Below are 12,747 nucleotides of genomic sequence, written 5' to 3'. Positions count from 1 at the left end.
ATATATTTATAATGTCGTTACCATTATTTCAAAAAAGTACTAATAATCCAGATTATTCCTTTATCAACTTATCATTCTTAAGCTTCTTGAATTCTAATGCTTTATTAATGCTTGTCCTGCGCATTCCTTCCTAAGTCCCTAGACTCTCTAAGTGTCAAATCTTACATGATGAAAATCTGATTTTATCTATATCGGTATTAATCAATTTTTCCTACATATTCCCCTTGCACCTCCCCCAACGTCACCCCCTAATCTAAAGAAGACAAATCAAAAAAGGGGGACCAAACCACTCATGAAAACCACTAAAAAAGAAAAAAGAAACACCATCATCATGTTACTAATCTCAGCCGCAATAGGAATCTTTTCACCACTACTCATGTACATTACATTGGCACGGAAAAATGAGGTGTACAAATACCATTGCCGAAAGGCGTTCAACTTTCATTTGTTAATTTTTCTTCTATTTAATATTAGTTCGCGTATTAGTGATGTTTTGTTTTGGATTGTGTTTGCCTTTGAGGTAGTTCAAGTGATTATTGTTGCGTGGAAAGTAATACGCGACGAGCCATATCGTTATTTCATTCGAATTCCTTTATTTAAAGAAGAGAAGTATACGGTGGAAGGAGAATAGGTGATGAAACAAGAAGTGGAGATAAGGGGAAAGCGAATTTTGGTTATGATTGCAGTGTTGTTTATTGCGATTTATATTGTTTTACGAAAAAGAAAGTATGAGTACTTTTATGATGGTATTAGTGAGTATGAAAATCGTTATAGAGGGAATGTTCCTTTTTTATTACTTGTTGTAGGTTTGTTTCAATATTATCGGCAGAATGAGATGAATTTTTCTCATATGATTCAGTATGTGAGAGAGAAGTTATCGGAGTAGGTGATGATATGGCGTGGATGATTAGTGAGTTTGCAAGTGTTGGGGATGTTACGGTGCGGACGCTTCGTTATTATGACAAGATTAATTTATTAAAGCCAAGCGATTATACTGAGGGAGGTCATCGGTTATATACAAAAGATGATTTGTATGTGCTGCAGCAAATTCAATCGTTTAAGCATCTTGGTTTTTCGCTTGGTGAAATTCAAAATATTATATTGCAGCGTGATATAGAGACGGAAGAATTTTTAAGACAAATGCAATTTCAAAGGGAATTGCTTTTGGCAGAGCAAGAAAGAATTGCGAAGGTGCTTTCACATATGGATGAAATGACGAAGAAGTTTCAAAAGGAAGAACGAGTGGATGTCGCTTTGTTTTCTTCTTTTTTGCAAACTTTTATATGGGAGAAAGAAAATAAGGACTGGTTAGAGGAACACTTTTCAACGGATAGTGTTCGAGCCTTTTATAATAATAAGGAACTAAAAGAAAAGTTTGATCGGCGCTTTATGGATGTGATAGGGACGTTGAAAAAGTATAAGGAAGAAGAGAAGGATCCGAGTCATCAAGATGTTCAAGTTACCTTGAAGGAATTTTTCAATGTAATAGAAGAGGTAACGAGCTATCTTGATACACCTCAAAGTGATATAGAGGATATAATCCAAAAATCAAACCTTCCGCTATCCGAATTCCCAACCCTCTTCACAACCGAAGAAGAAAACTATATAAAAGAAGCAATGCAGCAGTTTAACCCTTAGTTAAACTGCTTTTCCATTATAATAGAAGAAAAACCAAACGGAGGGAAGCCCACATGCCAACCTACAACAAACTAATCCGAAACAAAATCCCACAAATAATAAAATCCAACGGAAAGATACCCACAACAAGAATCCTAAACGAAGATGAATACATAGAGGAACTCTGCAAAAAAACACAAGAAGAACTAACAGAATACATCGAAGCGAAAACAAAACCAGATAAACTCGAAGAACTATCCGACCTACTAGAACTAATCAACGCCCTAGCCGAACATGAAGGCTCAACACTAGAAGAAATCAACAACATCCGTAAAAAGAAAGCAGAAGAAAGAGGCGGCTTCTCAAATCGAGTGTTTCTAATCGAAGTAACCGATAACTAGCCCCTCCTAAGCCCCTTACAAGCCCCTACCAAGTAATAAATCACTAAGAAAAAACATAACAAAACAAAAACACCAACAAACACCGTAGTAGGAGTCGAAAAAAATTTAAAATAACACGCCAAAAACCCGGCCCTCCTTCCTATATATAGTACAAAGAGGAAATTTTCATTTTTGAATTAGGACGGGAGGAATTAGGATGGCGGTGTATCGTACTGTGCAGGTGAATTTTTGGCAGGATGATTTTGTTTTGGATTTGACGCCGGAGGAGCGGTATTTTTATGTTTACTTATTAACTTGTTCGAAGACGACGCAGTGTGGGATTTTTCCTTTTCCGAAGCGGTTAGCTGAGATGGAGACGGGTTATAATCGGGAGACTGTTGATAAGCTTGTGCAGCGCTTTGTTGATTATGGGAAGATTCTTTATGATGCGGATACGCGGGAGTTATTCGTTTTGAATTGGCTTCGTTATAATCCGGTAACAAATACGAATGTGGAGAAGTGTGTGCTTCGTGAGCTTAAGGGTGTGAAGAATAAGGAGTTTGTACATATGTTTCTTCAGAAGTGTGCGGAGGAGGAGATGAATGTTCCGATGCTGTTAGCGCATTTCGGTATGCCTGGTGATTTGGCTATGGATGATGTAGAGCCGGCTTGTGAGGAGGCAGAGGAAGAAGAGGAAGAAGAGGAAGAAGAGGTTGTTCAGGAAGAGACGGGAAGTAAGGTGTTCACGTTTTATGAGCAACATTTTGGTAGTTTGTCTCCTTTTACGGTGGAGGAATTGAATGCATGGATGAATGATTTGTCAGAGGAGTTGGTGCTGAAGGCTCTTCAAATTTCGTATGAGAATAAAAATCGGAAGATGGCTTATGTGAAGGGGATTTTGCGTGGTTGGTACGGGAAAGGGTTTACGAAAGTGTGTGAGGTTGAGGCGGATGCTGCGAATTTCCGGAAGAAGGGGTCGTCTGTTAGTACGGGGGAGACGGAGGAGTTTTTGGCGAGGTGTGAGGAGTGGGAGAAGAATACGCCGTCTGAGGAAGAGTTGCAGCGCTTTTTAGCGGAACGCGGGTGGCGTCCATGAGTATTCAAAATGTGGAGGCAGAAAAGACGGTGTTAGGTTCTCTATTACTTGATGGAGAGCTTATTAAGGAGTGCCGTTTGACGGAGCAGTATTTTTCGATGCCGGTGCATAAGTCTATATTTCAGCTAATGCGAAAGATGGAAGAAGAGGGGCAACCGATTGACCTTGTGACTTTTACTGCTAGGATAGATCCGAAGTTTTTGAAGGGGATCGGGGGAATGGAGTATTTTATAGGGTTAATGGATGGTGTGCCTACTACTAGCAACTTCTCATATTATGAGGGGCTTGTTCGAGGTGCCTGGAAAATGTATCAGGCAGGTGTTCTTGGGCACAAGATGGGAGAGCGTCTTATTGCAGAGAAGAGTGAGAAAATTATTGGTGAGACGATTACGGCACTTTGTGAGTTAGAGGAGAAGGACTGTGTATGTGAGTTTGATTTGAAGGATGCGCTAGTTGATTTATATGAAGAGCTTCATCAAGATGCGAAAGAGATTACTGGTATTGAGACTGGTTATACATCGCTAAATAAAATGACGTGCGGATTGCAGGAAGGAGATTTTGTCGTTCTCGGTGCTCGTCCTTCGATGGGGAAGACAGCGTTTGCGCTAAATGTTGGACTGCATGCGGCGAAGTCTGGCGCGGCGGTTGGGTTGTTTTCGTTAGAGATGAGTAGTAAGCAATTATTGAAAAGGGTGGCTTCTTGCGTAGGTGAAGTGTCAGGAGGTAGGCTGAAAAATCCGAAGCATCGTTTTGCGATGGAAGACTGGGAAAGGGTGAGTAAGGCGTTTGCGGAGATTGGTGAGTTACCTCTTGAGATTTACGACAATGCAGGGGTTACGGTGCAAGATATTTGGATGCAAACTCGTAAGTTAAAGAGGAAGCACGGTGATAAAAAGGTTTTAATTATTGTAGATTATTTGCAGCTTATTACGGGCGATCCGAAGCATAAGGGCAATCGTTTTCAAGAGATTAGTGAGATTTCTCGTAAACTTAAGTTATTAGCACGTGAGTTAAATGTTTGTTTAGTAGCATTGTCGCAATTGTCTCGTTCTGTAGAGTCGCGTCAAGATAAGCGTCCTCTTTTATCTGATTTAAGAGAGACAGGGCAAATTGAGCAAGATGCGGATGTTATTATGCTTATGTATCGCGAAGATTATTACGATAAGGAAACGAAGCAGAAAGAGATGACGGAGATTCATGTGGCGAAGCATCGGAATGGACCTGTGGGGAGTTTTAAGCTGCGGTTTATGAAGGAGTTTGGTCGGTTTGTGGAGGGGAAATAGTGAAAAGACTTGAGTATTACTTTGCATATAAAATAAAGCATAAGTGTTCCATTGTATTCACTTATGCTTTATTTTTTGAATATGTTTCTTATTTTCCCATAAAGAAAGATCGTCTCTCTGCAGTAATCCATTGCTCCAAGTCATCTTGGCTACGTCGGACAAGTCGATTTACTAAAACATCATGCCATACATAATCCTCTAATAAGTATATATGAACGGGGTCATCTGTATAAAAAGCAATATTACGCTCTTCAAGTGATGGGCCATAAATCATTTTTTTAGAATCTATTGATAAAATAAACCAATGCTCTGTAGAGAGGGTTTCTGTATAAGTTGTTATACGATGGGCTTCTAAATTTTTAATAGGATTTTCAACATGCAAGGTAATGCCTTGTACTGTGACTTTATCAGCTATCTCAGCTAGATCCTCTTTTAACGCTTCATACATCTCATCCCACATTGAAATGACAATACGTTTTTCTGCTTTTTTTATTAATGTTTGACAGTAGCTAATGATTGTTTGATTGTCTTTTAACGTAATGACTCGATTATCCGTTTTTTCTTCGGAAGTTTCTAGTTTTTTTAATGAATCACTTATTCCTTCGTAAGTAGACTGCCATTCTGATTGAGCCTTCTGTAAAAAGATTTCAACAGGTAGAGGTGAATAGCGGGTGGTGTCATTTATTTCTTCCTTCATGACAATTCCTTTTTCTACAAGGTTACCTAAAATCTCATAAATTCGCGCTCTTGGGACACCCGAATCTTTACTTACTTGATAGGCTGTGACAGGCCCTTGTTTCACAAGAGATACATAAGATTTAGCTTCATATTCATTAAAACCAATTTTTTTAAGCTGTTGCACTATGTAGTCCACTTTTTCGTCCTCCGATGTTTGCTTTTATCCCGCTTTAACGGGCAGTAAGACCCCCACCTCAAAATTCAGCGGAAGCAAAGAAGTTAGGTGGGGGGCGGGCTGCCCGTAAAAGCCCGATTGGTGGGGGCTGATAATCAGTGGGGGATGAACAAAACCCCCACTGATTAAAGTTTCACTTTATATTTCAACGTTACAATAACTCTTTACATTTAGCAAATTGATAGTTACTATTACAATAGTGACTAAAGGGGAGGCTACTAGTATGGATTTTTATTTAGACCCATCTGTATTAATGATTTTGATTGTTTTTGGGTTTGTGGCTGCATTTATTGATTCAGTTGTAGGCGGTGGTGGATTGATCGCCTTACCAGCTTTATTATTTACAGGATTGAATCCAGCAAGTGCAGTAGCCACGAATAAATTAGCATCAACAATGGGGAGTGCAACTAGTAATATTGTGTTTTATCGTTCTGGTAATCTTGATTTGAAATCGGCTTTAAAATTATTTCCAATCACTTTCATAGGTTCCATAATAGGGGCATGGACCGTTCATTTAATGAATCCAGAAGTACTGAAGCCATTAATGCTGATCATGCTTGGTGCAGTCGCTATTTATACGATATTCAAAAAGGATTGGGGAAGTATTTCCACTCATAAAAAATTGTCTGGTCGACACGTCATTATTTTTACCTTTTTTATTTTTGTTATTGGTTTTTATGATGGATTTCTAGGTCCTGGTACAGGTTCATTTTTAATGTTTGCTCTTTTATTTATTGGGTATGATTTTTTAAAAGCAGCAGGTACTGCGAAGTTTCTTAATTTAGGAAGTAACGTTGGTGCATTGTTGATGTTTATGTATGTGGGGCAAGTAAACTATGTGTATGGATTCATAATGGGAATTGCTCAAATTGCTGGAGGAATCGCCGGCTCCAGATTTGCTATAAAAAAAGGAAGCGGGTATGTTCGCGCCCTTTTCATTACCGTAACTTGTTTGTTGTTAGCGAAAAATCTGTATGACTATATTCAGTAAGTAATCTAAGTGAAGAGAATGAAAATAATATAAACTCATATTTTTCCATATAAAATTTCATTTGTTTTATTTACATAATATCTTTACAATCATTTGATAAAATAAAGTCAACTGCATATTGTGAGGGTGGGTGGTTATCCCTTCTTTCCATTTGGAAGGAAAGGGGGTGATAATATGGACTTTTTGTTTGATCTTGTACAAGAGTTTGTCAAAGCAACTGTGCGCGAAGTTTCAGCGTATTTTTTGCGGAAGCAACTTCTAGATAAGGACAACAAAAAACCCACTCCGCGCCGTAGGAAGCAAAAGGGTGGGTTCCGCAAAAAGAAATAGCTTATAATAACTACCACCCTAAGAGGTAGCAGTTAGGGAAGAGATGTTAGCGCATCTCTTCTTTTATTATATGCCATTTTAGTGGATGTCATACTTATATAGTACTCTACCGAAAATATATCATATTCCTATTTGGTGGTCAATTTGATTGCATGATTGAAAAGGTGTAGTCTTATTCCTTTTCAAACTGAAAAATATCTCGGTTAATAAGTTGTTGGAGATACCTATCCATTTCAGCCGCAGAAACTTTTCTTTCATTTTTAAACCACCATGCGCTTAATGAGGTGATTGCCCCTGAATAAAATTCAATGATTAAATCATTTGGCATCGTATGATTTTTACAAAGTTGATTTAACGCTTCTATTTCTTGTTTTCTCGTTTCGTGACTTAAATATTGTGCACGGCTAATAAATTGTTCATCAGACATTTGTGCTTCTAATATTTTACCGATTTCTTCATGATGTAGGAATTGTTCCATTACTTGAAATGGTTTACTTAATCGATCTGAAACCGGTATTTCAGCAATCATCTTGCTGTATCGTTTAAATCCAAATGTTAATAAAGCATCTTTATCTTCAAAGTGTTTATAAAAGGTTGTTCGGTGTACCATCGCGCGTTCACAAATTTGGTTAATCGTGATGGTACTATATTTTTGTTTTGATTGCGTCATTAATTCGAATAAGGAATCCCATAATAATTTATGTGTACGTCTAATACGTAAATCAATTTGTTTTTCATTATCGTTCATCTACAATTCTCCTTTTTTGTAGATTAAGTATACAGTGGCTGAAAATTGATTCTCCCTTTTTAATCTACATATGTATATTATATTACATGTGTTCTGGTTTATATAAAGCTTTTTGATTAAGAAATAGGAGGAGAATCTGCAAATGAATATGACAACTAAGAGCCTTGCAAGTGGCAAAGTTGATACTTCTAATATGAAACATACCCCCATTTTAATCGCATTACTTTTAGGGGCAATGGTTGCATTATTAAACGAAACGTTACTTGGTAATGCATTAACAGTATTAATGAAAGAATTTGACGTAACAGCTTCAACGATTCAATGGCTTTCTACAGCTTACATGTTAGTAGTTGGGGTTTTAGTCCCAATTACAGCGTTACTTCAGCAGTGGCTTACAACGAGACAGATGTTTTTGATCGCTATGGTAACATTTTTAGTCGGTACATTAATTGCGGGATTCGCACCGACATTTTCCGTTTTATTAGTCGGCCGTATCGTCCAAGCTGTAGCGACCGGGTTAATTTCACCGTTATTAATGAATACGATTTTAATTATTTGTCCGCCTGAAAAACGTGGTGCCACAATGGGGTTGATCGCACTTGTGATGATGTCTGCTCCGGCAATTGGTCCTACATTATCTGGAGTAATTGTGGATTCACTCAATTGGCGCTGGTTATTCTATATTGTAATTCCTATTGTAATTATCTCAATTATGATTGGGATGAAGTACATTCAAAATGTTTCAGAGATAACAAGGCCAAAAGTAGATTATCCATCTATCCTTTTATCGACATTAGGATTTGGCGGGCTTGTGTATAGCTTTAGTGCATCAGGTGATTTAGGGTGGTCTGATACGAAAGTGTATGGTACTTTAATTGTTGGGCTTATCTCATTATGTATTTTTATCGTGCGACAATTAAAAATTGATAATCCAATTTTAGAATTACGAGCATTTAAAGTTCCGATGTTTACATTATCAGTCGGATTAATTGTCATTGTGATGATGTCGTTATTTTCAACGATGACTTTATTACCGATGTTCCTGCAAACAGTTTTACTCGTTACAGCTTTTAAATCAGGAATTATCATGCTTCCGGGAAGTATGATTAGCGCTATAATGGGGCCAATCGCAGGTAAACTATTTGATAAATTTAGCCCGAAAGTTATTATCGTTCCCGGTATTGTGTTAGTAGGAATTGCAATGTTCTTATTTAAAGGCATTACGCCTGATACATCAATGGTACAAATTATTGTTATGCATAGCGTATTAATGGTTGGACTCATGTTTGTCATGACGGCACAAACATACGGTTTAAATCAATTAACACCAGATCTATATCCGCACGGAACAGCGTTGTTTAATACTCTGCAGCAAGTAGCTGGCGCCATTGGTACGGCTATCTTTATTTCAAAAATGTCTTCAGGAACAGCTAGCTATATGGAAAGCTCTGCAAATCCAATGGATCCAGTAGAGAAGTTAAATGGTTTAACATCAGGATTCCAAGGTGCATTTGCACTTGGGTTAATCTTTATTGTTGTTGCGTTTATTGTATCCCTATTCTTAAAAGAAGAGAAAAAGGGAGTAGAAGTAAAGGGAGTTTTACAGAACGAAAATTAAGGTTTATATAAAAAGACATCTTTTACGATATACTGTACCCTATCGAATAGACACTTAGAAAAAAGTCTATTCGATAGGGTATTTCTTGTATAATAAAAAGAAAATGGGAATCAGAGAATATTCAAAATGACCAAAAAATTATTCGCAAAAAAGAAATGCAAAAATTATCGAAGAATCCATACGTGAAATCTGTAAGCGAGAAAGAAGGCATCACCTATACAGATGAATTTAAGCGTATTTTTATTAAAGAAAATGAAAAAGGAAAAACACCACGTAGTATTTTTGAAGAATGTGGATTTGATAAATATTGACTTTTAACGACATTACCCGATGAATTATAAATATGAACCGTCATTCCTTTTGCATCACCATAATCAGCCATTACTCTCCAATTTTTAATACTAACCTTTACTGTGCTCTTACCTTTAATCCATTTATCAGTAAATAAACGATATCCTAGTTTTTCTACTTGGTAAGCATAACCAATAATACTAAGGTTATGAACAGAGCTATTTTTCTCCGGAGGATATGGTCCATACGTAACGTTGTTTTGAGTTAAATCATTTTCAAACAAAACAGGAGGTGTAGTATTTACATTAAAAGAATCCGTAGATGCTGATGCTTCAGTTGCTAAAGTAGTTGCTAAAAGTAATGGTGCAGTTAATGCTAAGATTTTTTTCTTCATAATGTCTCCCCTTAATTACTTTTTTTATTGTAAAACCATATTTTAAGTTTAATAGAATTTTGATACAAGAATGGTTATCTAAATATTTTTTGGTATAATTATCCTATAAAGAAATGTAAGTTTAACGAATTGTACGATTGGGAATCATCAGAATTTTATCCTTTTATTGGAATACAGAATTGTAGTTGTCATTTCAGAGGAAGGAAACTTAGGGTGTCTTTTCTTTATAAAAAATAAGTATGTTTGTCGATTTTTTAATATATACATACCTTGCCCCCTATAGTATAATAAATGCTGTAATTATACATTATTTTCCTTAAACTTGAAGATTTTCAATATATTATTCGTATATATTGAAAATCTTCAAGTTGATAAAAAACTAATATACTGGGGGATATTTATTATGAACAATAAGCTACTACTAACACTCTCTTGTTCTGTTTTATTTATGGGGTTAGTAGCTTGTGACTCTGAACAAAAAAAGAAGAAGTAAAACAAGCAGCAACTAGAAATGGAGCATCAGAAGAGTGGACAGACAACTCAAAAGATAAACAAAAAACAAAATCTACATTCAAAAAAGTTTCGATGGATCAATATATCAAAAACTATAACAAAATCAAAGAAAAAATGAAAAAAGAGGGCAAAGAAACCTTTCCCTTCGAATATGAGAAACAAGACCACTTAGTTGGCTATACGGTGTATTCCACAAAGTCAAAAACAGAATATCAATCAAAAGGATATACCGAAGTAGAAGTATATTTAAACGATGCTCGTGAAGTTGTACGTATCTCTTATAAGGGAAATGTAACAGATATGAATACCATCCAAGCAATGACAGAAGCTACTAATATCAAATGGACAAAAGAGATGGAAAACCTCGTACTCGCAAGGCAAAGACATAGCGATGGTATTAAAATGAGTAATGGTGTTAGTTTTGATGCCTATGTATCAGGCAACGATGATGAAATCAGTATAGAAATTTGGACCAATCACAATGATCGCTAACTAAAAAACAAATTAGGTCCTGATATATCTTCAAAAATAAAAACTGATTCCTTAACATAAAGGGAATCGGCTAATTTCTGTCCAAAATTAGTAAGGAAGTCGACGAGATAAAAAGAGAAAGGAAAGGGGACGATCATGAGATTACAACCTACACAACCGAAAGATCCAAGAATCCGTTCGGACGAGGAAAAATTTCACACCATTGACTGCTGGATGTATACATCCATTTTTACTAGTTTGCAATACAGCAATCGGTTAAAAGTATTGATTGGTATTCTATTTACTGGTGTACTCTTTTCTTTAGCAGATTACGTTATACCTGCTCTTGGCTATACGTCGTATGACAAAACAAATTTCAGTGTAGTGATTCCAATATGCGTCGTTATATTCTATGCTTTTTGCCATCTTGGGTCTGCTAGGTGGCATCAATATATTGTTCATCCTATATTATGCCTCATACTTGGATACAGTTATGCTTCCATTTTAAAAATGATTTTTCCTATTGATTTGGAATTTTTCCGTTTTTCGGTTTTACTTGCGGGAGGATTTTTACTCTTTTCCTGTTTCACGAGAAAGGTATACACCTTGCCTATGTATCTATTTAATGCCAGTGTCAGTTTGATTTGTAGCTTTTATTTATCTTATATTTTGAGTTATGTGCTGACAGGTATGAAGATTCTCCCGTACGAAACATCTTATAGCGGCCTTGCTATATTTATACTTTATTTGTTCCATTTTATATGTGGGTATCGTCACCGCTTTACCATCCCAGCCGGTATCATATCGTTTTTCGTAAGCGGCGTTGCCACTTATATATTTTACAGCATTTGGGCAAAGCAGCCATTCTTCATGGATGCTTTATTACACACACTAGTGGGCGGTTTTATCTTCACGGCGTGTTATGCGATATGCAGTTCGATTGCAACAACTTATTGCCACCAACCAAAGGCACACGTCTTTCTTCCACCGCCACCACTGGAAAAATATACAGCATATGACCAAGGATATGATGATGGGAGATATGAAGGGGAACAAGATGGATATGAAAAAGGACTGCGAGATGCTGAACGTCAAAATTATTAGACACTTTTTTCAAATAAGCCCTGTTAAATAGTAATTAAAATTAGAGTGGTTCAAGTCGAAGGAAGGCACCTTTGGGTTTCTTTTCTTTATAAACTTTATTCAATATGGGGGAGCGTCCTGAAAATACGGATTTACAACGCTAAGCCTATTTTCCTGACAAATCCTATATAGTTAAAACCATTTTTTATCAAGATGTTTTTTTTAACATCGATATATAGGCCTTGAACAAACAAAAAATATAAATCTTTCATTTATTTGTTTATTGAGTTTTAATAATTTATAAAATAAAATTAGCATATAATTAGTAAAAAAAGGAGAGTGTTTGTTAGTGGATCCATTTACTTCACGTTTTGCGAAACGATTTTTTATTACAGTTGGGTCAGCTGTAGGGTTATTTTTGATAGGAGCTATGATTAATAGCGAAGCCATAGCATTTTCTTATCTGCTTGCTTTGTTTGGGATTCCTATCTATTTTGTGATCCAGGATAAGAAAGGGAAAAACAGCTGTAAAGAGATTGTACGTAATAAGTATAATCAAAACAGTATATTGACAGTAGAAGTATATCATCATTCTGATTTTGGGTGGGGATTTCTTACGTTAACTAAAGAGGCGCTAATTTTCGTTCCTAAAAAAGGTGATATAATAAATATTCCTCACAGTAATTATTCTGATTATGGTTATAAAGGCCTTGGTACTGGAAATTATATAACTACTTCGTCAAAAATTGGGAATACAAATATGAGTATTAATAATACAAGTGAGAAAAAAGCCCCTGTTTTCTACATTGCTGCACAAAACGGTAATGAAACCCATTTTCATACAAGAAAAAACAAACAGATGTTTACTGCTGTACGAAAAGTACGTGGAGAGGATAATAGCAATCTTAAAAGTAATTATTAAGAAATTGAAGTGCAATTATATTTTCTTTTATTAGTTTTATAATAAGTAATTAATGCGAATAAGTGTTACAAAAAAACATTTCATATTTGAAGTGAAC

15 protein-coding genes and 1 pseudogene are annotated in these 12,747 nt (G+C 36.1%); 13 read left to right on the top strand and 3 right to left on the bottom strand.

Annotation, left to right across the window (positions count from 1 at the left end):
- Positions 1-292 precede the first annotated feature (292 nt).
- From MR147_RS09905 to dnaB, 6 genes are all read left to right on the top strand, one after another.
- Complete coding sequence (locus MR147_RS09905; protein WP_242304015.1) at positions 293-631, top strand: DUF4870 domain-containing protein; 339 nt, start codon at positions 293-295, stop codon at positions 629-631.
- A gap of 3 nt (positions 632-634) precedes the next feature.
- Positions 635-886, top strand: coding sequence for a hypothetical protein (locus tag MR147_RS09900; protein WP_242304013.1), 252 nt, complete (start codon positions 635-637; stop codon positions 884-886).
- An 8-nt stretch (positions 887-894) separates the two neighbouring features.
- On the top strand, positions 895-1,638 hold the full coding sequence (locus tag MR147_RS09895) for a MerR family transcriptional regulator (protein WP_242304011.1): 744 nt from the start codon (positions 895-897) through the stop codon (positions 1,636-1,638).
- Between the two features lie 53 nt (positions 1,639-1,691).
- Complete coding sequence (locus MR147_RS09890) at positions 1,692-2,018, top strand: nucleoside triphosphate pyrophosphohydrolase (RefSeq protein ID WP_242304009.1); 327 nt, start codon at positions 1,692-1,694, stop codon at positions 2,016-2,018.
- A 196-nt stretch (positions 2,019-2,214) separates the two neighbouring features.
- Complete coding sequence (locus MR147_RS09885) at positions 2,215-3,093, top strand: DnaD domain-containing protein (protein WP_242304008.1); 879 nt, start codon at positions 2,215-2,217, stop codon at positions 3,091-3,093.
- Complete coding sequence (gene dnaB, locus MR147_RS09880) at positions 3,090-4,376, top strand: replicative DNA helicase (RefSeq protein WP_242304006.1); 1,287 nt, start codon at positions 3,090-3,092, stop codon at positions 4,374-4,376. Before MR147_RS09885 ends, dnaB begins: the two co-directional genes overlap by 4 nt.
- Positions 4,377-4,464: 88 nt before the next feature.
- On the opposite strand, the gene MR147_RS09875 is transcribed toward dnaB, so the two are convergent.
- Positions 4,465-5,250 carry a TrmB family transcriptional regulator gene (locus tag MR147_RS09875; protein ID WP_242304005.1) on the bottom strand — a complete coding sequence of 262 codons (786 nt, stop codon included), beginning with the start codon at positions 5,248-5,250 and terminating at the stop codon, positions 4,465-4,467.
- Between the two features lie 262 nt (positions 5,251-5,512).
- Between MR147_RS09875 and MR147_RS09870 the strand changes: the two genes are divergently transcribed.
- Positions 5,513-6,280: a TSUP family transporter gene (locus tag MR147_RS09870; RefSeq protein WP_242304003.1), complete on the top strand. Its 768-nt coding sequence runs from the start codon at positions 5,513-5,515 to the stop codon at positions 6,278-6,280.
- Positions 6,281-6,454: 174 nt separating this feature from the next.
- Entirely contained in the window at positions 6,455-6,610 is a 156-nt protein-coding gene (locus MR147_RS09865) for a hypothetical protein (protein WP_242304001.1), read from the top strand.
- 172 nt (positions 6,611-6,782) lie between these two features.
- Here MR147_RS09865 and MR147_RS09860 read toward each other — a convergent pair whose 3' ends face one another.
- The gene (locus tag MR147_RS09860; protein ID WP_242303999.1) at positions 6,783-7,358 is read right to left on the bottom strand and encodes a TetR/AcrR family transcriptional regulator; all 576 of its coding nucleotides are present in this window, start codon (positions 7,356-7,358) and stop codon (positions 6,783-6,785) included.
- Between the two features lie 142 nt (positions 7,359-7,500).
- Between MR147_RS09860 and MR147_RS09855 the strand changes: the two genes are divergently transcribed.
- Entirely contained in the window at positions 7,501-8,976 is a 1,476-nt protein-coding gene (locus MR147_RS09855; RefSeq protein WP_242303997.1) for an MDR family MFS transporter, read from the top strand.
- Positions 8,977-9,102: 126 nt separating this feature from the next.
- A pseudogene (locus MR147_RS09850) lies at positions 9,103-9,278 on the top strand (HTH domain-containing protein); the annotation flags it as partial.
- Here the strand turns inward: MR147_RS09850 and MR147_RS09845 are convergent.
- A complete protein-coding gene (locus MR147_RS09845) occupies positions 9,191-9,661 on the bottom strand; it encodes a hypothetical protein (RefSeq protein WP_242304098.1) in 471 nt (156 codons plus the stop codon). The pseudogene MR147_RS09850 and the gene MR147_RS09845 sit on opposite strands and share 88 nt — an antisense overlap.
- A 585-nt stretch (positions 9,662-10,246) precedes the next feature.
- On the opposite strand from MR147_RS09845, the gene MR147_RS09840 reads away from it, so the two are divergent.
- From MR147_RS09840 to MR147_RS09830, 3 genes are all read left to right on the top strand, one after another.
- Positions 10,247-10,666, top strand: a complete 420-nt coding sequence (locus tag MR147_RS09840; protein ID WP_236797573.1) for a hypothetical protein — start codon at positions 10,247-10,249, stop codon at positions 10,664-10,666.
- A gap of 135 nt (positions 10,667-10,801) precedes the next feature.
- A complete protein-coding gene (locus tag MR147_RS09835) occupies positions 10,802-11,749 on the top strand; it encodes a hypothetical protein (protein WP_242303995.1) in 948 nt (315 codons plus the stop codon).
- A gap of 328 nt (positions 11,750-12,077) precedes the next feature.
- Complete coding sequence (locus MR147_RS09830) at positions 12,078-12,650, top strand: hypothetical protein (RefSeq protein WP_242303994.1); 573 nt, start codon at positions 12,078-12,080, stop codon at positions 12,648-12,650.
- Positions 12,651-12,747: the final 97 nt, after the last annotated feature.

The organism is Bacillus cereus group sp. BfR-BA-01350, from assembly GCF_022663775.1.
Taxonomy (GTDB): Bacteria; Bacillota; Bacilli; order Bacillales; family Bacillaceae_G; genus Bacillus_A; species Bacillus_A paranthracis.
This window is presented reverse-complemented; position numbering and strand designations above follow the sequence as displayed.